This is a genomic window from Micromonospora sp. bgisy143, from assembly GCF_057708145.1.
In genome coordinates, this window is record NZ_JBYIRN010000002.1 from 241,997 (window position 1) to 267,345 (window position 25,349).

General features: G+C 71.9%; 24 protein-coding genes and 3 tRNA genes. 14 read left to right on the plus strand and 13 right to left on the minus strand.

Annotated elements, in window-relative coordinates; genetic code table 11:
- Nucleotides 1-10 precede the first annotated feature (10 nt).
- Nucleotides 11-3,085: a VWD domain-containing protein gene (locus AC3EN4_RS04045; RefSeq protein ID WP_435204567.1), complete on the minus strand. Its 3,075-nt coding sequence runs from the start codon at nucleotides 3,083-3,085 to the stop codon at nucleotides 11-13.
- Nucleotides 3,086-3,254: 169 nt separating this feature from the next.
- Between AC3EN4_RS04045 and AC3EN4_RS04050 the strand changes: the two genes are divergently transcribed.
- The gene (locus AC3EN4_RS04050) at nucleotides 3,255-4,436 is read left to right on the plus strand and encodes a DUF418 domain-containing protein (protein WP_435204568.1); all 1,182 of its coding nucleotides are present in this window, start codon (nucleotides 3,255-3,257) and stop codon (nucleotides 4,434-4,436) included.
- 13 nt (nucleotides 4,437-4,449) lie between these two features.
- On the opposite strand, the gene AC3EN4_RS04055 is transcribed toward AC3EN4_RS04050, so the two are convergent.
- Nucleotides 4,450-5,181, minus strand: coding sequence for an SDR family oxidoreductase (locus tag AC3EN4_RS04055; protein WP_435204569.1), 732 nt, complete (start codon nucleotides 5,179-5,181; stop codon nucleotides 4,450-4,452).
- A gap of 105 nt (nucleotides 5,182-5,286) precedes the next feature.
- On the opposite strand from AC3EN4_RS04055, the gene AC3EN4_RS04060 reads away from it, so the two are divergent.
- The gene (locus AC3EN4_RS04060) at nucleotides 5,287-6,135 is read left to right on the plus strand and encodes a LysR family transcriptional regulator (protein WP_435204570.1); all 849 of its coding nucleotides are present in this window, start codon (nucleotides 5,287-5,289) and stop codon (nucleotides 6,133-6,135) included.
- A gap of 83 nt (nucleotides 6,136-6,218) precedes the next feature.
- On the opposite strand, the gene AC3EN4_RS04065 is transcribed toward AC3EN4_RS04060, so the two are convergent.
- Nucleotides 6,219-6,294, minus strand: a tRNA-Lys gene (locus AC3EN4_RS04065).
- 187 nt (nucleotides 6,295-6,481) lie between these two features.
- Between AC3EN4_RS04065 and AC3EN4_RS04070 the strand changes: the two genes are divergently transcribed.
- Nucleotides 6,482-7,753 carry a L,D-transpeptidase gene (locus AC3EN4_RS04070; RefSeq protein WP_435204571.1) on the plus strand — a complete coding sequence of 424 codons (1,272 nt, stop codon included), beginning with the start codon at nucleotides 6,482-6,484 and terminating at the stop codon, nucleotides 7,751-7,753.
- 249 nt (nucleotides 7,754-8,002) lie between these two features.
- Entirely contained in the window at nucleotides 8,003-9,283 is a 1,281-nt protein-coding gene (locus AC3EN4_RS04075) for a L,D-transpeptidase (protein ID WP_422740594.1), read from the plus strand.
- A gap of 126 nt (nucleotides 9,284-9,409) precedes the next feature.
- Here AC3EN4_RS04075 and AC3EN4_RS04080 read toward each other — a convergent pair.
- Both AC3EN4_RS04080 and orn read right to left on the minus strand, forming a co-directional pair.
- Nucleotides 9,410-9,485, minus strand: a tRNA-His gene (locus AC3EN4_RS04080).
- Between the two features lie 108 nt (nucleotides 9,486-9,593).
- Nucleotides 9,594-10,184, minus strand: a complete 591-nt coding sequence (gene orn / locus AC3EN4_RS04085; RefSeq protein ID WP_308195323.1) for an oligoribonuclease — start codon at nucleotides 10,182-10,184, stop codon at nucleotides 9,594-9,596.
- Between the two features lie 73 nt (nucleotides 10,185-10,257).
- Here orn and AC3EN4_RS04090 point away from each other — a divergent pair, with 73 nt between their 5' ends.
- Nucleotides 10,258-11,538: a glycosyltransferase 87 family protein gene (locus AC3EN4_RS04090; protein ID WP_435204572.1), complete on the plus strand. Its 1,281-nt coding sequence runs from the start codon at nucleotides 10,258-10,260 to the stop codon at nucleotides 11,536-11,538.
- 111 nt (nucleotides 11,539-11,649) lie between these two features.
- Here AC3EN4_RS04090 and AC3EN4_RS04095 read toward each other — a convergent pair whose 3' ends face one another.
- From AC3EN4_RS04095 to AC3EN4_RS04105, 3 genes are all read right to left on the minus strand, one after another.
- Nucleotides 11,650-12,123 carry a hypothetical protein gene (locus AC3EN4_RS04095; RefSeq protein WP_422738604.1) on the minus strand — a complete coding sequence of 158 codons (474 nt, stop codon included), beginning with the start codon at nucleotides 12,121-12,123 and terminating at the stop codon, nucleotides 11,650-11,652.
- A 145-nt stretch (nucleotides 12,124-12,268) separates the two neighbouring features.
- Entirely contained in the window at nucleotides 12,269-13,000 is a 732-nt protein-coding gene (locus AC3EN4_RS04100) for a YcnI family copper-binding membrane protein (RefSeq protein ID WP_435204573.1), read from the minus strand.
- A gap of 17 nt (nucleotides 13,001-13,017) precedes the next feature.
- Entirely contained in the window at nucleotides 13,018-14,682 is a 1,665-nt protein-coding gene (locus AC3EN4_RS04105) for a copper resistance CopC/CopD family protein (RefSeq protein WP_435204574.1), read from the minus strand.
- A 202-nt stretch (nucleotides 14,683-14,884) separates the two neighbouring features.
- Here AC3EN4_RS04105 and AC3EN4_RS04110 point away from each other — a divergent pair, with 202 nt between their 5' ends.
- The 5 genes from AC3EN4_RS04110 (at nucleotide 14,885) to AC3EN4_RS04130 (ending at nucleotide 19,102) form a co-directional block, all read left to right on the plus strand.
- A complete protein-coding gene (locus tag AC3EN4_RS04110; RefSeq protein WP_435204575.1) occupies nucleotides 14,885-15,484 on the plus strand; it encodes a sigma-70 family RNA polymerase sigma factor in 600 nt (199 codons plus the stop codon).
- A gap of 32 nt (nucleotides 15,485-15,516) precedes the next feature.
- Nucleotides 15,517-16,041 (plus strand): MauE/DoxX family redox-associated membrane protein, encoded by a 525-nt coding sequence (locus AC3EN4_RS04115; protein ID WP_435204576.1) that lies wholly within the window; start codon nucleotides 15,517-15,519, stop codon nucleotides 16,039-16,041.
- Complete coding sequence (locus AC3EN4_RS04120) at nucleotides 16,034-16,750, plus strand: DsbA family protein (protein ID WP_435204577.1); 717 nt, start codon at nucleotides 16,034-16,036, stop codon at nucleotides 16,748-16,750. Before AC3EN4_RS04115 ends, AC3EN4_RS04120 begins: the two co-directional genes overlap by 8 nt.
- On the plus strand, nucleotides 16,747-17,832 hold the full coding sequence (locus AC3EN4_RS04125) for a hypothetical protein (RefSeq protein ID WP_435204578.1): 1,086 nt from the start codon (nucleotides 16,747-16,749) through the stop codon (nucleotides 17,830-17,832). The genes AC3EN4_RS04120 and AC3EN4_RS04125 overlap by 4 nt, the downstream gene beginning before the upstream one ends.
- 106 nt (nucleotides 17,833-17,938) lie before the next feature.
- Nucleotides 17,939-19,102: a NucA/NucB deoxyribonuclease domain-containing protein gene (locus tag AC3EN4_RS04130; protein ID WP_435204579.1), complete on the plus strand. Its 1,164-nt coding sequence runs from the start codon at nucleotides 17,939-17,941 to the stop codon at nucleotides 19,100-19,102.
- Here the strand turns inward: AC3EN4_RS04130 and AC3EN4_RS04135 are convergent.
- The 4 genes from AC3EN4_RS04135 to AC3EN4_RS04150 are packed head-to-tail and all read right to left on the minus strand — an operon-like array spanning nucleotide 19,099 to nucleotide 21,774.
- Complete coding sequence (locus AC3EN4_RS04135; RefSeq protein WP_435204580.1) at nucleotides 19,099-19,857, minus strand: energy-coupling factor ABC transporter ATP-binding protein; 759 nt, start codon at nucleotides 19,855-19,857, stop codon at nucleotides 19,099-19,101. The genes AC3EN4_RS04130 and AC3EN4_RS04135 overlap by 4 nt on opposite strands.
- Nucleotides 19,854-20,624: a cobalt ECF transporter T component CbiQ gene (gene cbiQ / locus AC3EN4_RS04140; protein ID WP_435204581.1), complete on the minus strand. Its 771-nt coding sequence runs from the start codon at nucleotides 20,622-20,624 to the stop codon at nucleotides 19,854-19,856. The genes AC3EN4_RS04135 and cbiQ overlap by 4 nt, the downstream gene beginning before the upstream one ends.
- Before the next feature lie 14 nt (nucleotides 20,625-20,638).
- On the minus strand, nucleotides 20,639-21,058 hold the full coding sequence (locus AC3EN4_RS04145) for a PDGLE domain-containing protein (protein ID WP_435204582.1): 420 nt from the start codon (nucleotides 21,056-21,058) through the stop codon (nucleotides 20,639-20,641).
- On the minus strand, nucleotides 21,055-21,774 hold the full coding sequence (locus AC3EN4_RS04150; protein ID WP_435204583.1) for an energy-coupling factor ABC transporter permease: 720 nt from the start codon (nucleotides 21,772-21,774) through the stop codon (nucleotides 21,055-21,057). The genes AC3EN4_RS04145 and AC3EN4_RS04150 overlap by 4 nt, the downstream gene beginning before the upstream one ends.
- Nucleotides 21,775-22,005: 231 nt before the next feature.
- Between AC3EN4_RS04150 and bcp the strand changes: the two genes are divergently transcribed.
- From bcp to AC3EN4_RS04170, 4 genes are all read left to right on the plus strand, one after another.
- Complete coding sequence (gene bcp, locus AC3EN4_RS04155; protein ID WP_435204584.1) at nucleotides 22,006-22,482, plus strand: thioredoxin-dependent thiol peroxidase; 477 nt, start codon at nucleotides 22,006-22,008, stop codon at nucleotides 22,480-22,482.
- 31 nt (nucleotides 22,483-22,513) lie between these two features.
- The gene (locus AC3EN4_RS04160; RefSeq protein ID WP_435204585.1) at nucleotides 22,514-23,449 is read left to right on the plus strand and encodes an HNH endonuclease signature motif containing protein; all 936 of its coding nucleotides are present in this window, start codon (nucleotides 22,514-22,516) and stop codon (nucleotides 23,447-23,449) included.
- A tRNA-Leu gene (locus tag AC3EN4_RS04165) sits at nucleotides 23,414-23,499 on the plus strand. The genes AC3EN4_RS04160 and AC3EN4_RS04165 overlap by 36 nt, the downstream gene beginning before the upstream one ends.
- Before the next feature lie 89 nt (nucleotides 23,500-23,588).
- The gene (locus AC3EN4_RS04170) at nucleotides 23,589-24,116 is read left to right on the plus strand and encodes a GNAT family N-acetyltransferase (RefSeq protein ID WP_435204586.1); all 528 of its coding nucleotides are present in this window, start codon (nucleotides 23,589-23,591) and stop codon (nucleotides 24,114-24,116) included.
- Between the two features lie 115 nt (nucleotides 24,117-24,231).
- Here AC3EN4_RS04170 and AC3EN4_RS04175 read toward each other — a convergent pair whose 3' ends face one another.
- The gene (locus tag AC3EN4_RS04175) at nucleotides 24,232-25,266 is read right to left on the minus strand and encodes an expansin EXLX1 family cellulose-binding protein (protein ID WP_435204587.1); all 1,035 of its coding nucleotides are present in this window, start codon (nucleotides 25,264-25,266) and stop codon (nucleotides 24,232-24,234) included.
- Nucleotides 25,267-25,349: the final 83 nt, after the last annotated feature.

Sequence of the window (25,349 nt, forward strand, 5' to 3'; positions counted from 1 at the left end):
CAGCCACCGATCACCGCACCGCCAGCGTGACCCGGCCGGTCGCGGGCCCCGAGGGATCGACAAGCAACGTGTACTCCCCCGCCGCCGGCAGCGTGGTCGCGGTGATGCCGCCGGTTCCGTTGATCACGCAGCCGGTGGCGAGGGTGCTGCCGTCCGGGGCGCGCAGCACCAGCACGCCGCACTGGTCGGGCAGGGTGGCGGCGGTCGCGGTCACCGTCACGGGGGTGCCGGCGGTCGCGGTGAACCGGTAGCCGGTGACCGCGCCGGGGCGGTCCACGTCCGCGACGATCGGCGGTCCGCCGAGCGCGATCGTCGCGTCCCGGTCGCGGCCGACGACCAGGCGCAGCGTGGCCGTGCCGGTGCCGCGTTCCACCGGGTCGACAACCACGGTGTACGTCCCGTCGGCGGGCAGGAGCGTGCCGTCGACCTCTCCGACACCGTTGATCACGCAACCGCTGCGGACCAACTGCCCCTCGGCGTCGCGCAACTCCAATGGGGAGCACTGATCGGTGAGCGTGCTTTCCGGCACCTCGACGTAGACCCGCTCCCCCTGCCGCCCGGTGAACCGGTAGCGCGCCCGCGCGCCGGGCTGCTCGATCGAGGCGGTCACGGTCGGACCGTTCGGTTGCAGCGCGCCGCCGCTGTCCCGGGCCGCGTAGACCCGGACGGCGGCCCGGCCGGTGTCCCCGGGGGCGGCGGTGACCCGCAGCGCGTAGGTGCCGGCGACGGTCAGGTCCACCCGGTCGACGTAGCCGACGCCCTTGATGACGCAGCCGCTGGCGATATCCCGCCCATCCGGGTCGACGAGCACGTACGGCGAGCAGCGGTCGGCCATGCCCGGCGCGGTGACGTCGACGAAGACGGAGTCCCCGGCGCGGCCGCTGAACGTCAGTGGCTCGCCGCCCGGCGTGAGGCTGGCGGTCGCGAACGGTACGGCGGTGATCGACGCGCCGGTCGGCGGGGCGATCCGTTCGGTGGTGGCCCCGGCGACGGCGAACTCACCACGTCCGCTCACGGCGACGTCGAAGACGCAGTCGGCGAGCGGGCCTGCGGTGGTGACGCCGGCCCACCGGCAGATCCGTTCGGCGGCGGCACGTTGGGCCGGGTCGAGGTCGGCGACGGTCACCTCCCGCTCTGGGAAGGTCCGGTCGGTGAACGAGCCGGTGTCCTCCCCGTCGCCGTAGGAGAACAGCGAGCGGTCCGGGGCGATCCGCCAACTGTCCGCGTACGCCGGGTAGAGCGCGGCGAACGGCACGGGCTGGGCGAGGGCCGCGCCGCCGGCGGGCGCGATGTCGTCGGCCGGGTCGCCGTCGAAGTCGCCGAGCAGGCCGCGTACCTTCCCGGCCCGGCCGTCGGCGAGCCGCACGAGCACCCGGTAGCCGTAGCGGCCGATCTGGTCCACCGCCGCCGCCGAGCCGTCCGGCCACGTCACGTCGTACCCGTCGGTCTCGCCCGTGTCGGACGGGCGGCGGGTGAGGTTGCCGCCGGCCAGGTCGGTCCGCTCGGGCGGCGCGGCGACCGGCGTGCCGTCGACGTGCACCCGGGTGGTGCCCTCGGTGAGGGTGAGCGCGACCCGGTGGGCGCCGATCCGGAACGCGACCGCCGAGTTGACCGAGGCGGAGCGGGAACCCGCCATCGGCGACTGCCGGACCTGGACCTCCAGCGGCTCACCGCCGGTGGCGGCGACCAGGGTGAACTCACCGACGGCCTGGAAGTCGTAGGCGACCCGGTCGAAGGTGACCAGGTGCGGGTCGCCGTTGCTGCCGCCGCAGTCGGCGCCGTCCTCGCAGAGCTTCACCGGCCCCTTCGGCGGGGGCGTCTTCTTCGGCGGCTTCTTCTTGCACTCGTCGAGGCTCTTGGGCAGCGGCTTGCCCTTGTACTCCGTACGCGGCGGTAGGCCCTTCGCCACCCGGTAACGGTTCTCGGCCAACGTCGCCCGCACCTCGGCGGTCGGAATGCCGGTGCTCCCGCACTCGCCGGCCGGCACCGCGTCGCGGGAGATGTCGTCGGCGTGGTTCAACTCGTGGTAGAGCGCGGCGCAGGGGTCCCGGGCCACCCCGTCGTCGTACGGGTCGGTGGAGGTCGGATTCCAGGTGACAGTGGACGAGCCCTTGCCGTCGGGGCTGTCCGGCGTCTCGAACGCGCCGGAGCCGCCCGGGGTGGGGATGATCCGCACCTTCGGGCTCTTCTTGTCCTTGAGTCGGGGCAGCAGGCCGGACGGGTCACCGCCGGGAGCGGCGAACCCGCTCAGGCAGCCGTCAACAGCGGCCTGGAAGTCGACGCCCTTGATCGGCACACCGGAGGTCGGGTCGACCGAGTAGTCGGCCCGGGCCGGGCGGGCCCCGCCACCGACCAGCGCACCGACCGCCACCAGCAGCAGGACCACGGCGGCGGCGGTCGGCCGGCGGCGTATGCGCCACAGGATCACCAGCGCGACCAGGAGCAGTACCAGCAGCAACGCGCCGGCCGCCGCCCAGAGCCAACGTCTGCCGGATCCGCCGCCGTCGCCGTCACCGACCGTGAACGTGGTGGTCCGCAGGGCCGTGGCGCCCGGACAAGGGTCGACCGCGCCGGTGACCGACAGTGGCACGTAGCCGGCCGTCACCTCGTACCTGCCCGGAGCGCCGACCGGCCAGAGCGAGTCGAGACCCCCGCCGTCCCCGGTGGCGGCCACCGAGCGGAGCACGACGTCGCCGGGCGCGTGACCCAGCCGCACCCCGGTGAGCGTCACGATCGCGGTCGCTCCGGGCTCCACAGTGGTCAGACCGGCGGTGGCCGCTGCGGCGATCCCGTCGTCGTGAAAGCTGCGGGCGAGCGTGGGCGTGAGGTCGCGCCCGTCCCGGCGTACCCCGGCGATCTGGACGGTGCCGACGGCCGTGGTGGGCAGCGCGCAGGCCGACCCGGTGGAGTTCGTGACGGTGAGGTCCAGGCGGACCTGGTCACCGGCGCGGTAGTCGGCCTGCCCGGGGCGCAGAGCCAGGCCCAGGCCGCCGTCGTCGGGCGCCGCGGCGGCGCTCGCCGCCCCGGCCACCAGGGCCGTCACGAGTACGACGAGTCCGGCAGCCGAGCGCAGCGTCCACCTCATGGTGGGGACTGTAGGGGCGCGCGGACGGGATTCCCGCGCTCTGTCGGGGACCGGTCGCTGCCGGGGTAGGGCCTGCCCCACCTACGACGGTCCCGCTCACCGGCTGTCACCTGGGCAGGCCGCTTCCTAGCCTACGAATACGGTTCCTGTCGATTACGGGGGTGGTCGCGTGGCGTTCTCCAGGAAAGACCCGCCAGTCATCGTCGAACGGTCACCCGGGGCGGTCTCCCGGATCGCCGGCGTCGACGCCCTGCGCGCCGTGGCCCTGTTCCTCATCCTGGTCGTCAACATCGCCTACTTCGCCTCCGGCTACTCCTTCCACCTGGTCCCCGACCCCGCGCACGACTCGTGGGGCGACCAGGCGGTCGGATGGACGGTCGAGGCGCTGGTCACGATGAAGGCGTACCTGCTCTTCGCCTTCCTGTTCGGCTACAGCTTCACGCTCCAGCTCGACTCGGCCGCCCGGCGCGGCGTCGACATCGTCCCCCGGTTCCGGCGACGGCTGGCCGGGCTCTTCGTGCTCGGCGTCCTGCACGCGGTACTGCTGTTCCAGGGCGACATCCTGACCACGTACGCATTGCTCGGTCTGGTCCTGCTCGCCATGCGGAGAGTGCGCGTCGAAACCGCCGTCCGCGTCGCCGTCCTGCTGACCGGTGCGATCGGCTTCGTCCTGGCGCTCGCGGCTGTCGGCGGCACCCAACTGGTCACCGATCCGGCGGCGGCGCTCGCCGCGGGGCAGCGGTCCACCGAGGCGCTACAGGGCGGGCTCGGAACGGTGATCGCCGAGCACGTACGTCAGCTGCCGGCGATGATCGGCGCGCTCGTCGTGCAGGGGCCGCTCGCCCTCTCGGCCTTCCTCGTCGGGTACGCGGCGGGACGTCGCCGGCTGCTCACCGACGTCGCGGGGAACCGGCAGCTGCTGCGCCGGGTGCAGCGGGTGGGCTATCCGGTCGGCCTGGCCGGCGCGGTCGTCTTCGCCTCGGGCGGCGGCACCGCCAACCTGACCGGACTGACGGTGGGCGTGCTCACCGCGCCGCTGCTCGCGGCCGCGTACGCCGCCACCCTCCTCGAGTTCTTCGAGACGGACCGGGGACGGCGGGTCGTCGCCGTCCTCGCACCGGCCGGACGGATGTCCCTGTCGAACTACCTGGGCCAGTCGTTGCTCTGCGTCCTGGTCTTCACCGGCGTCGGCCTGGGTCTCGCCGGTGCCGTCGCACCGCCGGTCGTGCTCCTCGTCGCGGTGGCGATCTACGGGATGCAGGTCGCGGCCAGCGCGGCGTGGCTGAGCCGGTTCCGGTACGGGCCGATGGAGTGGCTGTTGCGGGCCTGGACCGAGCAGCGGTGGCGGTGAGAGCCGCGAGCCGTCACCAGGGCACCACACCGGCGTCCTCGAAGAACCCGCCGGTGGGGCCCCCGTCGGGCAGTGTGGCCAGGCGGATGGCGGTCGCCGCGCCCTCCTGGGGAGTGCGCACGCCGCGGAAGCCGTTGAGGTCGGTGGCGACGAAGCCCGGGCAGGCGCAGTTGATGAGGATGTTCGTGTCCGCCAGTTCCCGGACGTACTGAAGGGTCACCGCGTTCAGGAACGACTTGGAGGGCGCATAGGCCACCGCGACCGGACCCGTGGAGGTCTCACCACCGGGGCCGGACTGTCGGGTCAGGGAACCGACGCTGCTGGACATGTTCACGATGCGCGGCGAGGCCGACCGGCGGAGCAACGGCAGCATGGCGTTCGTCACCCGGATGACGCCGATGACGTTGGTCTCCACCACCGTGCGGATGACGGCCGGATCGACACTGCTTGGCTGCTGCGGCCTGCCCCCGGTGATGCCGGCGTTGTTGACCAGGGCGTCGAGGCGTCCGGCGCGTTCGGCGATCAGCTCGGCTGCGGCGGCGGCACTGCTGTCGTCGGTGACGTCCAACGGGACACCGAAGGCGTCGACCCCGGCGTCCCGCAGTCGTGCCACCGCCGCGTCCCGCCGGGTCTGCTCGCGCGCCCCGACACCCACGCTCCAGCCGAGCGCACCCAGGCCTGCCGCGATCTCGTACCCGATGCCCTTGTTGGCCCCGGTGACCAGGGCGATCTTCTTGTCACTCATGTCTTCGACTGTGAGTCACGGACCGTAAGGCGTCCAAGACCACCTGAGTCATGAGCGATACCCGCACGGTATTGCTGCACCTCTGTTCCCGGCTAGGCTCCACAGGTGGAGACACGGGAGCTGCGGTACTTCGTCGCCGTGGCCGAGGAGCTGCACTTCGGCCGAGCGGCCCAACGCCTGGGCATGGCCCAGCCGCCACTGTCGCGGGCGATCAGTCAGCTCGAACGCCGTCTGGGCACCGCCCTGCTGAAGCGGGACAGCCGGTCGGTGAGCCTGACCGAAGCCGGTGCGGTCCTGCTGCACGAAGGACGAGCGGCGCTGGACGCTGTGGAAGCAGCCGAACATCGCACCCGCCGCGCAGCTCTCGCCGTCACCGGTCAGGCCGGAGTCGTCCTGGCGACCAAGGCTGGAGCGTCCGGCGAGCTGCTCGCGAAGCTGCTGGACGCCTATGCCGCCGAACCTGGATCGGTCGACGTCGACGTGGTGCTGTGCGGCCCCGGCGAACAGGAACGACTGTTGCGGACCGGCCGTGCCGACGTCGCGATCCTGCACCACCCGTTCGACGACCTGAGCGGGTTCGACACCGAGGAACTGCGCACCGAGGGCCAGGTCGCCATCCTGCCGGCCGGTCATCCCCTCACCACGCGCAGCAGTGTGCGGTTGAGCGAGGTGACCGAGCTGCCCGACCTGCCTCTGCCGCGTTGGCCCGGGAATGACGGCACCTATCCCGACGGCCCAGGTCCGGAGGCACAGAGCCACTCACAGCTCTTCCAGCTCACCGCCCTCGGCCGGACCGTGCTGGTCGTGCCGGACTCCGCCCGATCCCAGCTGAACGACGATCTCGTCGCCGTGCCGATCGTGGACGCGCCGGAAGTCACCACGGTCATCGCCTGGCCCCCGCACAGCCGTTCCCGAGCCGTCGCTGATCTGGTCCGAGCGGCACTGCGCCTCTAGGGCATGCATCGCACCTCGTCGCCCCGCCGTACGCGAAAAAGGCCCTGACCGGCAGATATCTGCCAGTTCAGGGCCTTGCTCGTTGGTGCGCCGCCAGGGACTCGAACCCCGAACCCGCGGATTAAGAGTCCGCTGCTCTGCCAGTTGAGCTAGCGGCGCTCGTCGGCAACGGAGAGAACATTAGCACCCCGCCAACCCGGGCTCCAATCCGGTTACCCGACTCCCCCCTTCGGTCGAGCTTAACGGGCATACAGCCACAAATTGATCGTCCCGCCTGGGACGGGGGCGTGGGTCCGGGCACTGATACGGCACGATGTCCGCCAGGTACGCGAGAACAGAGGTGGGGATGGCACGGTTCACGCGAGCCGGGGCGGTGGTGGGCGCGCTGACCTTGGCGATGTCGCTGGCACTGACCGGGTGCGGCGACGAGCAGAAGAAACCAGAATTCGTCGGCGGGACGTCGGCGGACGCCAGTGCCGCGCCCGACTCGGCCGAGCCGTCGACGTCCGGTGCGCCGAGCGCGCCCAGTGGTCCGGCGCTGACGCTGAGCCCGGCCGACGGCACGAAGAACAAGCCGGTCAGTACGGAGATCAGCGCGAAGCTGCCGGACGGGGCGAAGGTGTCCGCGGTCACCCTGACCGCGGCCGGCGGGGGCACCGTGCAGGGCAAGCTCCGTGCCGACGGTTCGGCCTGGGTGCCGTCCACGCCCCTGAAGTGGGGTACGAAGTACACGGCCACGGTGACGGCGAGCACGCCGGACGGCACGAGCAGCCAGGGCACCAGCACCTTCACGACGATGGCCAAGCCGAAGTCGACCATTGGTTCCGGCCTGTACCTGTTCGACGACAAGAGCTACGGCGTCGCCATGCCGGTGGTCACCGAGTTCCACCCGGGCATCCCCAAGAAGGACCGGGCGGCGGTGCAGAAGCGGATGTTCGTCAAGACCGATCCGCCGCAGCCGGGTGCCTGGCACTGGGTCGACAACGGCACGCAGGCGTACTACCGGGCGCCGGAGTACTGGAAGCCGGGCACCACCATCAGCGTGCGGATCGCGTTGGCCGGGGTACCGCTGAGCAACGGCAGGTACGGCGACATGGACCGCAAGGCCACCGCCAAGATCGGCCGGTCGTTGGTGATGAAGGTCGACAACGCCACCAAGAAGATGTCGGTGTACGAGAACGGCGCGCTGACCCGCACGATCCCGGTGAGCCTGGGCAAGAAGAGCACCCCGTCGTCCAGCGGCACGATGGTCGTGATGGAGAAGAAGGAAGCCACCGTCTTCGACACCCGCGACGATCCGGACCCGGCCAATCGCTACGTCACCGACATCCAGTTCGCCCAGCGGCTCACCTGGGGCGGCGAGTACATCCACGCCGCGCCCTGGTCGGAGCACGTGCAGGGGCGGCAGAACGTGTCGCACGGCTGCGTGAACGTGTCGATGGCGAACGCCAAGTGGCTGTTCGACAAGACCCGGATCGGTGACCCGATCACGATCAAGGGCACCGAGCGCAAGATCGCCGCCGGTAACGGCTGGACGGCGTGGAGCCTGAGCTGGTCGGAGTTCATCAAGGGCAGTGCGCTGCCGGTACCCCAGGGCGGGTCCGGCCCGGCGCTCTGAGCGCCCGGCGTCGTCGCGCCGGCCCTGCCGATGGCACGGGCCGGCGCGTACCCTTGCACTGCCCGCGACGTGACGGCGGCGACGACCCGTCGACTCCGACCGGAAGACGAGCCTCAATCACGAAACGCCGGATAGTAACAAAAATCCGACATCGCGGTCGGCGTGTTCCTGCCCACCCTCGGCAACCAGGACCGGTTCTGGCACGTCTTTAGGAGACGATGGGTCAGCGACCACGACTGTGAGGACATCATGCGAGCTAGCCAGGACCAGCTGATCCGGCCCCGTGGGCGACGCCGCGCGCTCGCGGCGGGGCTCCTCGCCGTGGCGCTGGCCTTCACCTCGGCCTGCACCGACGGCGACGGCGGCAAGCCGTCCTCCTGGCAGGGCGGCGCCGAGACCCCGGCCCCCAAGGCGTCGGCGACCATCAGCGAGCCGGCGGCCGACGCCAAGGACGTCCCCGCCTCCACCGGGATCACCTTCGCCGCGAAGGACGCCCAGGAGACCACCGTCGAGCTCAAGGACGCGGCCGGCAAGGCCGTCGAGGGCAAGCTCGCGGCGGACGGCAAGTCGTGGCTGCCGAGCGGCGCCCTGGAGTACGGCACCAGCTACACCGCCACGGTCACGGCCACCGGCGACGACGGTCGGCCGGCCACCGCGACCAGCACCTTCACCACCATGGCCAAGCCCGACAAGCAGATCCGGGTGAGCAGCTTCCTCGGCGACAACCAGCAGGTCGGTGTCGGGATGCCGCTGATCGTGAAGTTCAGCCGGGACATCCCGGAGGACTACCGCGACGACGTACAGCGCCGCATGACGGTGACCTCGACGCCGGCCCAGGAGGGCATCTGGCACTGGGTCAGCCCGACCGAGATCCGGTACCGGCCGAAGGAGTTCTGGCAGGCGAACAGCAAGGTGTCGTACCGCGTCCAGGCGGGTGGCCTGCCGATGGGCGACGGCTACTACGGCCGTGCCGACCTGTCGGTGGACATCAAGATCGGCCCGAAGCTGATCATGACGGTCGACAACAAGACCAAGCGGATGACCGTGACCCGCGACGGCAAGGTGATCAAGACCATCCCGGTCAGCCTGGGCAAGAAGAGCACCCCGTCGTCCAGCGGCACCATGGTCGTGATCGAGAAGCTGCGCAAGACCGTCTTCGACACGTTCGAGGAGCTGGGCCCCGAGGACGGCTACCGCACCAAGATTGACTTCGCGCAGCGCCTCACCTGGGGTGGGGAGTTCATCCACGCGGCCCCCTGGTCCGAGGGCCAGCAGGGCAGCGTCAACGTCTCGCACGGCTGCGTGAACGTGTCGATGGCGAACGGCGACTGGCTGTTCAAGAACACCGAGGTCGGTGACCCGATCACCGTCAAGGGCACCGAGCGCAAGCTCCAGAACGGCAACGGCTGGACCGACTGGAACATGAGCTGGGACGAGTACGTCAAGGGCAGCGCCCTTCCGTACGACCCGGATGCTCCGGCGGCGGGCGCGGACGACGCGGCCACCCCGACGCCCACGCCGACCGCCTGACCCAGACCGACCCGGGTTCCAGGAATCCGGGGTGTCCCCGCCGACGGGACACCCCGGATTCCTGGAAACGGAGTGGATCAACCCCTACGACGACGCAGGCCCCCTCCGGAGAGGGGGCCTGCGTATTGGGGTGACTGATGGGAATTGAACCCACGACAACCGGGACCACAACCCGGTGCTCTGCCAACTGAGCTACAGCCACCATGCCTCCGACACCAGGTCTGTCGCCCCGGGCGTCGTGCGGACCAATAATAGCCCCACCACCGTGCACGGCGTCCAGCGGGTTCCCCGCCGGCCGGACGGCACCGGGTCAGAGCTCGGCGGCGATGCCCTTGGCGGTCTCCACGTCCGGGCCGGGCAGCGGGACGAAGATGGTGCGCCGGTAGTACTCCAGCTCGCGGATGCTCTCGCGGATGTCGGCGAGCGCCCGGTGCGCCAGGCCCTTCTGCGGCTGGCCGAAGTACACCCGGGGGTACCAGCGCCGGCAGAGTTCCTTGATCGACGACACGTCGATCATGCGGTAGTGCAGGTGCGCGTCGAGGCGGGGCATGTCCCGGGCGATGAAGCCGCGGTCGGTGGCGATCGAGTTGCCGCACAGCGGCGCGGTACGCGGGTCCTTGACGAAGGTGCTGACGTACTCCAGCACCCGGTCCTCGGCCTCGGCCAGGGTGACCGCCGACCGACGGACCTCCTCGGTGAGACCGGACTTGGCGTGCATCGTCTGGACGATCTCCGGCATCGCCTCCAGCGCCGCCTCGTCGGCGTGGATCACCACGTCGACACCATCACCGAGCACGTTGAGATCGGGATCGGTGACCAGCGCCGCGACCTCGATCAGCTTGTCACTGCCGAGGTCCAAACCGGTCATCTCACAGTCGATCCAGACGAGGAGATCAGCCACCGGGACAGCCTACGCGCAGCCCACGCCCCGCTGCTGCGGGCTCTGGAGCGGGTGGACCGCTAGGGTTTCTCAAGTGCCAGCCGAACCCATCGCACCGCCCGCCGTCACCGACGACGATCCCGGCGGCCGTACGGTCCGTCGGCTGGTCACGATCGTGGCGCTGCTCGCCGTGCTGCCGGCGCTCTACCTGCCCGGTCTGGTGCACAACTTCTTCGACCTGAAGATCTACATGTCGGCGATGGACTGGTGGACGGCCGGTCATCCGCTCTACGACTACGTCCAGCCGGACCGGGTGCAGGGGGAGTTGTACTTCACGTACCCGCCGTTCAGCGCCCTCCTGCTGTGGCCGTTCGGCCTGCTCCGGCTCGGCGCCACCGTGGCGATCTTCACGGTGCTCACGGTGGCGGCCGTGGTGCTGACCACCCGGTGGCTGGTGCTGCCCGTGATCGCCCGCCACGCCCTGCCCCGTACGTTCACGCTGACCGTCGCCGTGCTGCTGGTGCTAGCCGTGGAGAGCACCCGCGAGACGATCACGTTCGGGCAGATCAACATGCTGCTGGTCGTGCTGATCCTGGCCGACCTGTTGTTCGCCGTACCGCAGGCGCGGCGCTGGGCCGGGGTCGGCGTGGGGCTGGCGACGGCGCTCAAGCTGTTCCCCGGCATCTTCATCGTGTACCTGCTGGCCACCCGCCGCTGGCGGGCGGCCGTGGTGGCGAGCGCGACGGCGGCGGCGGCGACCCTGTTGGCGGCGGCGGTCGCGCCCGGGGACTCGTGGCGGTTCTGGACGCAGGAACTGTGGGACAACGACCGGGTGGGACGCACCGACTACACCGGCAACCAGTCGCTCTTCGGCCTGCTCAGTCGCCTCACCGCGCCGGAGAAGCCGGACCGGCTGCTGTGGCTGGTCCTGGTCGCGGTGGTGGCCGGGTACGGCCTGTGGCGGGCGGTCCGGGCGGCGCGCGCCGGTGACGCGCTGACCGGCCTGACCCTGACCGGCCTGGTCGGCGCGCTGGTCAGCCCGATCACCTGGACCCACCACATCTACTGGTTCGTCCCGGCGGTCGTGCTGCTGGCGGACGCGGCGTTGAGCGCGAACTCGCCGGCCGAGTTCCGCCGACGGAGATGGCTCGCCGGGCTCGCCATCGGCACGGCCGCGTTGATCATCTACGGCGTGGTGTCGTTCCACGACTGGGGTGTGGCGCCGGTCCGCACCGACGACCCGGTCGACTTCGTGCTGCGCAACGGCTACGTGCTGCTCAGCCTGCTGCTGCTGGTGGTCCTGCCAATCCGGGTCACCCAGCCGGCCACCACCACCACTGAAAAGTCGCACCAAATGGACACAACTCCCCAGTAACGACCATCGGCGCTAATCTGGACCCACCTACCTCAAGCGTCGCTCGGGTAGCACCGCTCCCCCGGTGAGAGTGGCCCTCCGCGTCGGCAGCGCGGAGGGCCACTTGCCGGGTCAGTCCTCCGGCGTCGGCCGGGCCGGCGCCGCGCCGATCGCCGACCGGGACCACTCGGACGCGCCGGAGCCGACCGGGGCGAGTTGCCGCGCGGTCGGCACCGACCCGCCCGGGCGGGGGTCGCGGACGCCCAGACCGCTGAGTGAGGTGACCCCGAGCCGGCCGGCAAGGACCGGCACCTGATCCGGTTCGACCACGAAGACCACCTCACGCGGACGCGGTGGACGCAGCAGGAGCAGCACCGCGCACGCCACCAGCAGCACCCCTGCCGCCAGCAGGCCCCAGGTGGCCGGGCCGACCCAGCTCGCGCGCAGTTCGGCGTGCAGCTCCAGGGTCTCGAACCGGGCGGCGAAGGTCCCACCGGGATCGGCGTGCCGGGCGACCAGCCACAGCCCACCGCCGGCGAGCAGGGCCGGAATCCCGATGGCCAGCAGCAGCATTCCGGTGATCACCCGCACGAACCGCATTCGCACCGTCCCCCTCCGTAGCCAGATACCCGGCCGACCTTACCGATGTAGGCGTGCTGATCAGGGGATATCCACGGCACGGCCGCCTTCGGCCGCAGGAAGCACACTGGCCCGCCGGATGTTCCGGCGGGCCAGCGGGGGAACGACCGGATCAGGACCTGGCGACCGGGGTCTGACGGGTGCGGGCGAACGCCAACCCGCCCAGCACCAGGCCGGCCAGGCCGGCGACGAGACCCGCGACGCCGAGGCCGATCGCGGCGCCGTTGCCCTCGTCGTCATCGTCGTCCTTCGCGGCGACGGCCGCGGCGGACGGGGCGGACGACGCCGACGGCGCGGCGGCGGTCAGGGTGAGCACCGGAGCCGGCTTCTCCGGCTCCTCGCCGCCCGGCTGCGGCTCGTCGATCCAGCGCGCGACGTTGCCGTCGGAGTACGTCTGGAGGGTCTTGAAGACCATCGACTCGACCTTCGGCAGCGGTCCCATCGAGACGCCGAACTCCTGGAACTGCCCCGGCTTGACCGCCGCGTCACCCGTGGCCGTCCAGGTGATCTTCGAGACCGCCTCGGTGAGCTGGCTGCCGTGCACCTCGATCGGCGGGTCCACCTTGCGCTTCTCCGTGGCCACGGTCCAGCCCGGCACCGGGATGGTGGACACCGAGCCGACCGGGGCGTTCTCCGGCAGCACCACCTCGAGCTTGGTGGTCGAGGCGGTGTCGCTCTCGTTGGGCACCCGGAACGCCACCCGGGCGTAGCCGCCCTGGGTCGCCTCCTTCGGGTTCACCGTGACGTGGGCGGAGGCCGGCCCGGCGAAGCCGAGCACGGCGGTGGCGACGGCGGTGATCGCCAGGGCGGCAGCGGCGGATGCGGTACGCCGGAGTCGGGTCATGGGTGTCGTGGGCCTCTCTAACGGATGGGCACGGTGGCGGTCACCGTGGCCTGGTCGATGTCGGTCGTGCGAGCGGTGATCTTCAACTGCCACTCGCCGGCGGCCGGCAGGCTGATGTCGCCGTACGCGTGGTTGTCGGTCAGCGGCAGCAGCGGCACGTCGATGGGCTCGATGCCGGCCGACGGCAACGCGGCGGTCGCCCGCCACTCCTTCACCGGCAGCGGCAGGTTGTCCTTGCTGTACGCGTACAGGTGCACCGAGTTGTTGCCCCGCTCGGCCGGGCTCAGCTCGACCTGCATGGTGAAGAGCGAGCTGTTCAGGGTGGTAGTGAAGAGGCCGGCCTCGACGCCGGACGACTCGGCCGCCGCCGTGCGGGCGGGCGTGGTCTGCACCAGGGTCGCGGACACGGCCAGCACCACGGCGGTGACGGCCAACTCCACCAGGACCGCCCGGCGCACCGGCACCGGTCGCTGCGCGGCCACCCGCCGACGGACCAGGTGCCGGGAGTACGCGGCCACGGCGATCACGATCGCGAAGAGTCCGATCTTGGCGAGCAGCAGCCGCCCGTACGTGGTGCTGACCAGGGCGTCGAGGGTCGCCACCTCGATCAACGCCTGCACGGTGCCGGCCAGCAGCAGCGCCGAGACGGCGAGCGCCGCCCAGCGCGACCAGATCGGCAGGATCGCGCTCAACTCCCGCTCGTCCGCCTGGCGCAGCAGGAAGACCGCGAGCATCAGCAGGCCGCCCAGCCAGACCGCCATGCTGCCCAGGTGGACCGCGTCGACCACCACGGACACCGCCGGCGCCGGGGAGGCCGCCGGGTGCCCGGCCAGCGGCCAGGTCAGCAGGGCGGCGCCGCCGAGCACCGCCAGGATGATCGCGTCGGTACGACCGGCCGGCCGGTCCAGCAACGGCCGCAGCAGGAACGCCGCCGCGGCCAGCAGACCGAGCCGGACCAGGTGGGCGGCACCGAAGGTGCTACCGAAGACGCTGCCGAACCCCGCGCCGGTCACGTCGAAGAGGCCACCGCCGGCGGTGTAGGGCACCTGCAACCACAGGTCGGCGAGGGTGGCCAGCGCCGTCAGGCCGAGACCGGCCCACGCCAGGCGGCTCGGCCCGCGCCGGGAGAGCCGCTGCGGCCACAGCGCGGCGAGCACCAGGACCGGCCCGACCAGCAGCACCAGACCGGCGTACCCGAGGAACTTGGCCACCTTCACGGCCGTGCCCACCACCGGGTTGGCCCGGCTGTCGCTGCCGGAGTCAACCGGCGGCGTCGAGGGCGCGCCCACCGAGTAGGTGAACGCGCCGGAGACCGGGTGGCTGTCGGCGGAGATCACCCGGAAGCTCACCAGGTAGGTGCCACGGCCGGCGGCCGGGTCCACCGGGATGGTCACCACGGCGCCCTCGAACGACGGCTCCCCCCGGTCGGCCCGCGAACCGTCCGGAGCGATCACCCGGACCTTGTCGGGGACCTTGCGCACCGACTCGCTGAAGGTGAGCACCACCTCGGACGGGTTGTTCGGCACCACCGAGGAGGCGGCCGGGCTGCTGCTGGACAACACCGCGTGGGCGCTGGCCGGAGTGGCCGGCGCGATCAACAGGGCGACGACAGTGACCAGGAGGCCGGCGGCGGCAGCCAACCGGGCGGCCCAGCGGCGGGGGGCGACAATCATGCCTGCCATGGTCGCCGACCCCACTGGATCTCGGCGAGCCGAGTCGGACGGGCGGCTCAATTCCGCTCAGCCGCCAGCGCCGCGCGGGCCAGGTCGCGTGTCATGAGCAGGTAGTCGATCGAGGACGGGGAAAAGTTCCCGACGTGTTGCAGACCATCCAAGGGCCGAAGGACCCTGACGTCACACCCGGCGCCGCGTAACCTGGTGTGTCGTGATCCCCGTCCCGCGTGACACCGGCCCCGCCGGCCCCAGCGGTCCCGCTGGTCCGTCCGGTGACGCCGCCCCGGACCCGGCGACCCGGTCGGCGCTGAGCGCGCGCGACGGCGACCCCACCGCTCAGGCCGTGTTCGTGCGGTCGACCCAGGCCGAGGTCTGGCGCTTCGTCGCCGCCCTGGTCGGCCCGGAGAGCGCCGACGACCTCGCCCAGGAGACGTACCTGCGGGCGTTCAAGGCGCTGCCCGCGTTCGAGGGCCGGTCCAGCGCCCGTACCTGGCTGCTCGGCATCGCCCGGCGGGCCTGCGCCGACCACCTCCGCACGGTGATCCGCCGCCGTCGCCTCGACGAGCGGCTGGCCGCGAACGCGCACACCGACCGTCCGCACCCGGATCCGGCCGGGCAGCTCGGCGCCAACGACCTCGTGCGCCGGCTGAGCCCCGAGCGACGGGCGGCGTTCGTACTCACCCAACTGCTCGGTCTCTCGTACGCCGAGGCCGCCGCCGTCGAGGGAGTGCCGGTGGGCACCATCCGGTCCCGGGTCGCCCGGGCCCGCGACGAGCTGGTCGAGGCCGTCGACGACGCCCGCACCGGCTGAGTCGGGAACTTCCGGCGGAGACGGGACGACAAATGAGCGTGACTGCACCCCCCACGCGGGTCGGCCGGTGGGCGGCCGTCCGGCCGTGGCTCGGCACGGCGGCCCGCCTCGGCCTCGCCGCCGTCTGGCTGGTCGCCGGGGCGTCGAAGGTTGGCGACCTGGCCGCCTCGGGTCGGGCCGTGAACGCGTACCAGGTGCTGCCGTACGACGCCGCCACCGTGCTCGGCGCGGCGCTGCCCTTCGTCGAGCTGGCCCTGGGCCTGCTCCTGCTGCTCGGGCTGGCCACCCGGCTCAGCGCAGCCATCTCCGCCGCCCTGCTGCTGGTCTTCATCGCCGGGATCTCCTCGGCCTGGACGCGTGGCCTGGCCATCGACTGCGGCTGCTTCGGCAGCGGCGGGCAGCTCGCCGAGGGGCAGGCACCGAGTTATCTCCCGGAGATCCTGCGGGACCTGGGATTCTTGGTACTGGCCGGATTTCTGTTGATCTGGCCGCGTACGCCCGTATCAGTGGACGGGTGGCTGTCCGCCGAACCCGCCGTGGAGGACGAGGATGAGTAGTCGCAAGGGTCAGCGGGACGCGGCCCGGGTGGTCCGCGAGCAACTGGCCCGCGAACGACGCCGCCGCCGCACGATCTGGGTGTCCGCCGCCGCCGTCGCCGTCCTGGTCATCGCCGGCCTGATCGGCTGGGGTGTCTGGTCCAGCCAGCGCTCGGACAGCTACACCACCCCGCCCGGCGCCAACGGGCCGGGCACCGGCATCGTCACCGGCGGCGGGCCGGTCACCGTCGACGTCTACGAGGACTTCCTCTGCCCGGTCTGCAACCAGTTCGAGCAGAGCAGCGGCCCGACGCTGGAGCAGTTGGCGTCCGAGAACAAGGCGAAGGTGGTGTACCACCCCGTCGCGTACCTCAACCGCTTCTCCAGCACCCAGTACTCCACCCGCTCGTCGGCCGCGTCCGGCTGCGCGGCGGCCGGCGGCAAGTTCCGCGAGTACGCCAAGGCGCTCTTCGCCAAGCAGCCGCCCGAGGGCAGCGCCGGGCTCAGCGACGACGAACTGATCGACATCGGCGTCGGCGTGGGACTGGACCGGGGCTCGTTCGGCACCTGCGTGAAGGACGGCACGTACAAGACGTGGACCGAGCACGTCACCGAGGAGGCCAGCCGCAGCGACGTCACCGGCACGCCCACCATCCTGGTCAACGGTCAGCCGCTCGCCGACCGCACCCCGCAGGGCCTCACCGCAGCCGTGGCGGCGGCCGGCAAGTGATCCGTACCGCCCTGGCGCGCGCCGGCCTCGTCGCCGCCGCCGCGTGCGCGGCAACGCTGCTCACCGCGGCGCCCGCCGCCGCGCACGGGGCGGACGCCCCGGACGGCACCGACTACCGCGCCCGCGTCACCGGCGTCACGCCCGCCCGGCCCGGCCTGACGGTACGGGTCATCGAGGCGGGCGCCCGCCTGGAACTGACGAACGACACCGGCCGGGCGGTCGAGGTGATCGGCTACTCCGGCGAGCCGTACCTGCGGATCGGCCCCGACGGCGTCTTCGAGAACACCCGCTCCCCCGCCACGTACCTGAACCGGACCCTCGCCGGTGACACGGCGCTCCCGGCCGAGGCCGACCCGGCCGCGCCACCGACCTGGCGGCGCATCGCCGACGGCGTGACCGCACGCTGGCACGACCAGCGCGCGCTGTGGCCGGAGTCGACGCCACCGGCGCAGGTCCGCGCCGCGCCGGAGCAGGAGCATCGGGTCCGGGACTGGACGGTGCCGCTGCGCGACGGCACCGACCCGCTGACGATCGGCGGCACCCTGGACTGGGTGCCGCCGCCGGACGCGTACACCTGGTGGGCGGTGAGCATCGTCGGACTCCTCGCGGTGGGCGCGCTCGGCCTGTTCGCCGCCGCCGCGCCCGCCGGCGCCCGGGCACTGGCCACGCTCGGCGCGCTGCTCGTCGTCGGCGGCGCGGTCGCGGTCGCCTACCCGGTGGGACGGGAGATCGACGCGGGCGCCCAGGGCGTCGGCGGGGTGCTGGCCGGGCTGCTGTCCGGGCAGATCTGGTCGCTGCTCACCGGTCTCGGCGCGGTCGCCGCCGGCTGGTACGCGCTGACCCGCCGCCCGGCAGCCGACTTCGCGGTGGCCCTCGCTGGGGCGTGTCTGGCGCTCTTCGCCGGGGTGGCGAACGCCGCCGTGTTCGCCCGGTCCGTCGCCCCGGTGCCCTGGTCACCCCACCTCGCCCGGGTCATGGTGGCGGTGGTCCTGATCACCGGCGTCGGCGCGACGGCCGCCGGCGTCCTGCGGCTGCACGCGGCCTCCCGGGCCGCCGCCCGCTCCACCGTGCCGGCCCCCTGACGTCCCACAGACGTTCGCCGGTGTACGGCGATGTACGGATTACCGGACCTCCGGAAGACCGCCCGGGCCAGACTGCCCGCGGCAATCGATTCTTCTGGAGGTATCGATGAGAACAGCGCCGTCGAGATGGCTCGCCCGCCTGGGCGTCGGACTGCTCCTGGCCGCGGGCACGGCCCTGCCGGTCAGCCCGGTGGACGCGGCACCCGCGAAGGTGGAGGCGCCCGCGGGATGCACCGCCTCGGGAGCACCGGACGGGACCCTGGGCTGCCTCCGGCTCGGGGTGAGCCCGCCCGCCTCCGCCCGGACGAAGGCCGCGTCCGCCGCAGCGCCGGCGGGCTGCGGCAACGGCGCGTGGGCCAACCTGTCCCGCTTCGTGATGTGCAAGGCGTCCAGTGGCGTCTACCAGGTGATCCTGACCCAGGGCGGCACCGTGGTGGGCGAGATCTACTTCAACTACTCCAGCATGGTCACGCTGCAAGCCAGAGAACTGCGGTGGACGCAGTCCTTCGACTACACCCCGACCTACGCCTGGGGAGTGCTCGGCACGCCGACGCTCTGGTCCGTCCCCGACTGCATGTTCAACTGCTCCCTCGTGGGTGGCACCCCGCCGACCGGCAGCCCGTTCAGCAGTCTGTCCGGTACGGCGACCTTCACCTCGACCAGCCTGCCCGGCCAGGTCTGGGGCGCCAGCTCGGACTGGGGGTTCTGGATCGTCAACCCGGCGACGGCCAACAAGGTGACCCTCACCCTCTGGACCAACTACCCGGGTCACCGCTGCGACGACGCGCTGCCGGGTGGCGCTGCGGGCTGCGCCAACCAGGACTTCGTCCCGACCCTCGACGTCCCCGAGAGTCGCTACCCGATGTACGCCGCGCACGTCCGGAACGCCATCCACACCACCGACCTGCCGTCGCTGCTCACCCGCACGACCGACAGCGCACTGAGGGATGCCAACCGCCGTGTCGCCTGCCCCGAGGGCGCGAGCTACCCCCGCCCGACCGGCTACACCTGCGACGAGTACCCCTTCGCCGTCACCACCCAGGGTGCCGCCGCCAACCCCGCCGGGTTCACCTTCCGCTTCGACACCAAACGGCTGGGACGGCTCAACTGCCAGGTGCCCTGGCTGGAGGAACACCGCAGCACCACCAACCGCGGCTACAGCGCGTGCATGATCCCCGCAGCCGAGAACAGCCTCGGCGGCTCCGACCTACAGTCGTTCTTCCTCGACAACCGGGTCATCGACCGGGACAGGTTCCAGGTACGCGCCTAGGGATGCGCGGTGAAGCCGTGCGGAAGCTCCAGGCGATGCTTCGCCAGCAGGGGGGCGTCGCCGAGCAGCGCGCCGGTGGGGGCGTCGGCGACGATCCGGCCGCCGTCCAGGATCACCGAACGCTCGCACAGCTCCGCCGCGTACGGCAGGTCGTGAGTGACCATCAGCAGGGTCACCGGCAGGTCCCGCAGGATCTCGGCCAACTCACGGCGGGCCGCCGGGTCCAGGTTCGACGAGGGCTCGTCCAGCACCAGGATCTCCGGGTGCATGGCCAGCACCGTCGCCACCGCCACCCGGCGGCGCTGCCCGAAGGACAGGTGCTGCGGGGCCCGGTCCCGGTGCTCGCTCATCCCCACGGCGGCCAGCGCCTCGTCGACCCGGTCCGTCAACTCCGCGCCGCGCAGGCCCAGGTTGGCCGGCCCGAACGCGACATCCTCCGCCACCGTGGGCAGGAAGAGCTGGTCGTCCGGGTCCTGGAAGACGATCCCCACCCGGCGGCGCACCTCGGCCAGCGTCGCCCGGTCCGGGGTGACCGTCAGGCCACCCACGCTCACGCTGCCCTCGGCCGGGGTGAGGATGCCGTTGAGGTGCAGCACCAGCGTGGTCTTGCCGGCCCCGTTGGGACCGAGCAGCGCCACCCGCTCGCCGCGCGGCACCGCCAGGTCCACGCCGTGCAGGGCCACATGCCCGTCCGGGTACGCGTACCGGAGGCCACGAACGTCCAGCGAGAGGGCGGTCTGCACGACCCCGATCATGTCAGCACGACGGCGGTCGCGGCGATGGAGGCCGCCACCACCGGCACGGTCGCCGCGACCAGCCACTGACCGGCGGTCGCGGCGCCGTCGCCCTGCCACACGGCGGGCATCCGCCCGGTGTAGCCCCGCGACAGCATCGCCAGGTAGACCCGCTCACCCCGTTCGAAAGCGCGCAGGAACAGCGCGCCGATGCCGGCGGCAAAGCCACGTAGCTGCCACAGGAAGCGCGGGTCGTCACCCCGGGAGATGCGCGCCACCCGCATCCGCCGCGCCTCGCCCACCAGCACGTCGAGGTAGCGCAGCATGAACGTGGCGATCTGGGTGAGAATCTGCGGGCAGTGCAGCCGGTCCAACCCGACGATCAGATCCCGGGTGGTGGTCGTCGCGGCCAGCAGCAGCGACGCGAGGACACCGAGGGTGCCCTTGGCCAGGATGTTCCACGCGCCGTGCAGGCCGTCCTCGGACAGCCGCAGACCCAGCACCTCGACCCGCTCGCCCGCGCCGAGGAACGGCAGCGCGACCGCGAACAGCACGAACGGCAGCTCGATCAACGCACGGCTGAGCAGCCAGCGTGGCCCCACCCGGGCCAGCGCCGCCACCACTGCCACCAGCAGGGCGTACGCCCCGAAGGCCCAGAACGCCTCGCGCGGGGTGGCCACCACGGCAACCGTGAAGACCACCATCGCCACGATCTTGACCTCGGGCGGGAGCCGGTGCACCGGCGAGGTCGACTCGCGGTACAGCACGTGCCCGTGACCGGCGCCCATCGCGTACCCCCGGCTCAGTCGCTCGTGCCGGTGCTGCCGCCACCGGCGGCGACCGCCGTGCGCTCGGCGGACGTGCCGCCGTCGCCCGTGTCCGACCCGGTGTCCCGGCGGCGCAGCAGCCAGAAGCCGCCGAGGCCGATGGCGAAGGTCACCAGCACGCCGAGCACCCCGGAGAGGCCGGTCGAGAGGAAGCTGTTCTCCACGCCCCGCACGCCGTAGTCGGCCAGCGGGCTGTCGCCCAACTCGTGGTCCTTGGCCTGCTGGGCCGGGCAACTGCCACCGACGATGGTGTCGTCGGCGTCGACGGTGCACCCCTTGAGCAGGGACGAGTCCAACCCGTCCGGGTGCGACGAGGCGTAGTTGCTGACCACGCCGGCGAGCAGCAGGGCGACCAGCAGGCCACCGGCCAGGAAGGCCCAGGAACGGTTCTTCATCGGACACCTCCGGAGACCGGGACGGCGGGCGTGGTGGTCGAGGTACGCAGGGACCGCAGCGCGTACACCAGGTCGGGGCGGACCTTCGCGACGGTGAGCACGGTGGTCGCGGTGATCAGGCCCTCGCCGATGCCGATCAGCAGGTGGACACCGGCCATCGTGCCGGCCAGACCGGCCAGGTTGCCGCCCAGGTCGGTGGTGCCGCCAAGCCAGTACTGCAGGACGAAGCCCTGGGACGCGACCACCACGCTGACCAGGGCCGCGACGAACGCGGTCACCCCCAGGCCCGCCCGCGTGCGGGGCAGCACCCGCAGCAGCAGCGAGATCAACAGGTACGCGGCGGCGGTGCCGAGCAGCGCCATGTTGGTGATGTTGAGGCCGAGCATCGCCACCCCACCGTCACCGAAGACCAGAGCCTGCACGACGAGGACCACGGCCACGCAGAGCGCGCCGACCCACGGCCCGACCAGCATCGCGGCGAGCGCGCCACCGAGCAGGTGACCGCTCACCCCCGCCGTGAAGATCGGAAAGTTGAGCATCTGCACGGCGAAGATGAACGCCGCCACCAGGCCGGCCATCGGAGCGAGCCGGTCGTCCAGGTCCCGCCGCCCGCGCAGGACGCAGTAGGTGAGCGCGACGAGCGCGAGCGCGGCGAAGACCGCTGCCACCGGACCGTCGATGATCCCGTTCGAGATGTGCATCGCCAGTGTTTCCACGCGACCTCCCACGCGTCAGCGGACCCGTCCGGACCCGGCGGGGGTCAGCCTATTTCCTACGACTTGTTGTTGCCAGAGTCTGGCAACAACGCATGGCCTTGATCACCTTGACGGCCCGGTTTCGCTGACCTCGGGGTGTCCACGGCTCCGGGACACCCCGCTTTCCCGGACGACGAGCCGGCGCGCGCCGCCGACGCCGACACCGGCACGCCCGGCGGTAGGGTCGGGGCCATGACCGCGCCCGATCGTCTCTCCCCCGGTGACCCCGCGCCCGAGTGGACCCTGCCCACCGACACCGGCGACCAGCTCTCCCTCGCCGACCTGCGGGGCCGCAAGGTGGTCCTGTACGCCTACCCGGCCGCGATGACCCCTGGCTGCACCAAGCAGGCCTGCGACTTCCGCGACTCGCTCGCCTCGCTCCAGGCGGCCGGCTACGAGGTCGTCGGCATCTCCCCCGACAAGCCGGAGAAGCTGGCGAAGTTCCGCGACCGCGACGCCATCACGTTCCCGCTGGTGTCGGACGTGGACAAGACGGTGCTCACCGCGTACGGCGCGTACGGCGAGAAGCAGCTGTACGGCAAGACCGTCACCGGCGTGATCCGCTCCACGTTCGTCATCGACGGCGACGGCAAGATCGAACGGGCGCTCTACAACGTCAAGGCCACCGGGCACGTCGCCAAGCTCCGCCGCGACCTCGGGCTCGACTGAGACCGTCACACCGGGCCGCTACCGTGCGTCAATGGTCCGATACAAATACACACCGGAGTTGCTCGCCGAGGCGGCCGCCGCCGCCCGCAACATCACCGAGGTGATGCGGATGCTCGGTGTGCGCGTCAGCGGTGGCTCGCACGCGCACATCAGCCGTCAGCTCAAGAAGTTCGGCATCGACACGTCGCACTTCACCGGTCAGGCACACAACCGCAGCGCACGGCGGACAACATCAGCACAGTTGCTGATTCAGCTGCCGCAAGGATCCCGGCGGACGCCCGGCGTGCGCTTGAAGTGGGCCCTCGGGGAGCTCGGCGTGCCGGAGGAGTGCGAGGGATGCGGAACGGGGCCTTTCTGGCAAGGTGCCGCACTCACCCTGCACGTCGACCACATCAACGGGGACTTCCTCGACAATCGGCCGCCCAACCTACGACTGCTCTGCCCGAATTGCCACAGCCAGACCGAAACCTTCGCCGGCCGAGGGAAGCGGGTCCGCAGTCTGGCCGTTTCCGCGTTCAAGGCGGACAGCGTCGAGGAACGCCCCGGGACAGCTGGTTCCGACCGCCGGCCGCCGACGCGGCAGGAACTCCTCGAGATGTTCGACCGAATCGCCGCGCAGCAGATCACCGCCTCGGAGGCGGCACGGCAGTTGGGCTGCCCCCCGGCATACCTGCACAAGGTCCGGCGACTACTGGAGCAGGAAGGCGTGTTGACGCCGCGTCCGGACCGTAGCTGGCGTTCGAGGGCTCATCGGGACGCGGTGACACAGCAGGCGCTGGCCAATCCGGACGTCGGTCCGAAGCGGCTCGCAGAGATCCTGCGTAACGTGCCCAACGGGACATGCCGGGTGGGTCACGGCACGATCTCAGCCATCCTGAAGGAGGCCGGGCTCAACACCGTCGAAGCCAGACGCTCTAGACTCAGCGAGTTGGCGGGAGTGGCGGAACGGCAGACGCGCAGGTCTTAGGAACCTGTATCCGGAAGGATGTGGGGGTTCGAATCCCCTCTCCCGCACCAATGAACGACCACCGCGTGCGCGGGAGCTGGGTGTCGACCGCCTCACGGTCGTAGGCCATGAGCGCGATCGAGCAGCCAGTATGGGCACCGTGAGTTTGCGCTTCGTCCTGGATCCCGAGCTGACCCCGCGCCTGCGCGCCGACATCGTCGCCCTCTGGGTGGACGTCAGCAACGCCGGTGGCGCGGTCGGTTTCGTCCCGCCGGTCACCGCCACCGACGTCCGTACGATCGCCGACCCGACGTTCGCGGGCATCGCCGACGGACCGGACCGGCTGCTGGTCGGGTACGAGGGTGACCGGCCAGTCGCGGTGCTGATCTTCTGCGACAACCGGTTCGGGCTCAAGGCGCACTGGTGTGTGCTGAAGCGGGTGATGGTCCACCCGGACACCCAGGGCGCGGGGTACGGGTCGGCGCTGATGCGCGAGGCCGCCCGGCTGGGCCGCGAGTTGGGCCACGAGGCGCTGCACGTGACGGTGCGCGACGGGTTGGGGCTGGACGGGTTCTACGGCCGCCTCGGGTACCGGGAGATCGGCCGCCTGCCGGGCGCGCTGCGGGTGGCGCCGGGCGACGACCGCGACGAAATCCTCATGTGGCTCGACCTGACGCCGGCCGCCTGACGAACGACTAGCTACCAGGCCGGGCCGCCAGGAGGCCAGGCCGCCAGGAAGCCAGGCCGGGCCGGCAGGAGGCCGGGCAGGGCCGCCAGGAAGCCGGGGCGCCGCCGCGGGCGACTCAGCCGCACCAGCGGGCGGTCGCGCCGGCCGGGCGGGTGGCGGGTTTGTCGGCGGCCGGCGTGGCCGGCGCGCTCGCCACGGCCACCTTGTCGGAGCGGCGGGCCGGTGTCGGAGTGCTGTTGGGCCGGGCGGCCGGCGGGCGGGCCGTCGCGGGCGGACGCGAGGTGGGGGCGACGACGCCCCGCTCGTACATCCGCACCACGCTCGTCTGCACCTGGCCCGGTGCCATCCGGATGCCGGACACGGTGACCTGGTGTCCGTACACGTCGCTGACCCGCACGCTGTACGGGCCGGGGCCCGCCCCCGAGGCGAGCAGCCAGTAGTTGTAGTCCTGCCGGGCGGTTGCCCGCCACGGGCCGCTGCTGCCCTGGCGTACCTCGACGGAGCGCAGCGGGTTGCCGTGGTTGCCGATCCGGACGGCGAACCAGAACTGCGACGCGCCCTCCTTGATGCGGAAGGTCAGCGGGCCGGGCAGCGGCGGGTTGACCACCGCGCGGTAGGTGACCTGGACGAGCCCTTGGACGGGGTCGGCGATCCGGGCGAACGCCTCCCGGGACAGGTCGAGGTGTCCCGGCTCGCACTCCGGGCACTGGTCCATGATCAGGACGCGGACGGTGCCCTTCGGGCCGGTGACGTCGAGAAAACCGCCGCAGGCGGCGCCTGCGGCGTACTCGGTGGGGCCGAGGGCGACGTAGAGCCGGTTGGCCGGGGCGGCCGGGTTCGAGCAGTTGCCGCCGGCGCCCTGGGAGTCGTAGAAGGTGGCCTTGCCGCTGTGGGTGGCGGTGCCGGTGGGTGGCGCGGCGGCGAGCGTTCGCCCGGCGGCGCAGGCCGGGGTGGAGCCGGACCGCAGGGCCAGGGTGAGTCCGAGCGCCGCCGCGAGGACGGTGACGCCGGTGGCGACCAGCCAGGGCACCGGGCCGGACGAGGACGCGGGCGGGTCGGCCGGAGCACGGTCCAGGTCGAGGTCGATGTCGACGTCCTTGACGGCGACGGCGGGACCCTCGACGCCGCCGGGAGCGCTTCCGTCGGTCACGTCGCGATGCTGCCGGACCGGCGTGTGGCGGAACAAGGTGGCTAAGCGAAAGCTAAGAGAGCATCGACGGACGGTGACGAGTC

What these genes read in the sequence shown, in the direction of transcription:
- AC3EN4_RS04130 (WP_435204579.1), top strand. Translation starts at nt 17,939, where the DNA reads ATGAGAACAGCGCCGTCGAGATGGCTCGCCCGCCTGGGCGTCGGACTG.
- AC3EN4_RS04100 (WP_435204573.1), bottom strand. Translation starts at nt 13,000, where the DNA reads ATGACCCGACTCCGGCGTACCGCATCCGCCGCTGCCGCCCTGGCGATC.
- AC3EN4_RS04145 (WP_435204582.1), bottom strand. Translation starts at nt 21,058, where the DNA reads ATGAAGAACCGTTCCTGGGCCTTCCTGGCCGGTGGCCTGCTGGTCGCC.
- AC3EN4_RS04070 (WP_435204571.1), top strand. Translation starts at nt 6,482, where the DNA reads ATGGCACGGTTCACGCGAGCCGGGGCGGTGGTGGGCGCGCTGACCTTG.
- AC3EN4_RS04105 (WP_435204574.1), bottom strand. Translation starts at nt 14,682, where the DNA reads ATGGCAGGCATGATTGTCGCCCCCCGCCGCTGGGCCGCCCGGTTGGCT.
- AC3EN4_RS04160 (WP_435204585.1), top strand. Translation starts at nt 22,514, where the DNA reads ATGGTCCGATACAAATACACACCGGAGTTGCTCGCCGAGGCGGCCGCC.
- cbiQ (WP_435204581.1), bottom strand. Translation starts at nt 20,624, where the DNA reads ATGGGCGCCGGTCACGGGCACGTGCTGTACCGCGAGTCGACCTCGCCG.
- AC3EN4_RS04120 (WP_435204577.1), top strand. Translation starts at nt 16,034, where the DNA reads ATGAGTAGTCGCAAGGGTCAGCGGGACGCGGCCCGGGTGGTCCGCGAG.
- AC3EN4_RS04135 (WP_435204580.1), bottom strand. Translation starts at nt 19,857, where the DNA reads ATGATCGGGGTCGTGCAGACCGCCCTCTCGCTGGACGTTCGTGGCCTC.
- AC3EN4_RS04045 (WP_435204567.1), bottom strand. Translation starts at nt 3,085, where the DNA reads ATGAGGTGGACGCTGCGCTCGGCTGCCGGACTCGTCGTACTCGTGACG.
- AC3EN4_RS04055 (WP_435204569.1), bottom strand. Translation starts at nt 5,181, where the DNA reads ATGAGTGACAAGAAGATCGCCCTGGTCACCGGGGCCAACAAGGGCATC.
- AC3EN4_RS04115 (WP_435204576.1), top strand. Translation starts at nt 15,517, where the DNA reads ATGAGCGTGACTGCACCCCCCACGCGGGTCGGCCGGTGGGCGGCCGTC.
- AC3EN4_RS04075 (WP_422740594.1), top strand. Translation starts at nt 8,003, where the DNA reads ATGCGAGCTAGCCAGGACCAGCTGATCCGGCCCCGTGGGCGACGCCGC.
- bcp (WP_435204584.1), top strand. Translation starts at nt 22,006, where the DNA reads ATGACCGCGCCCGATCGTCTCTCCCCCGGTGACCCCGCGCCCGAGTGG.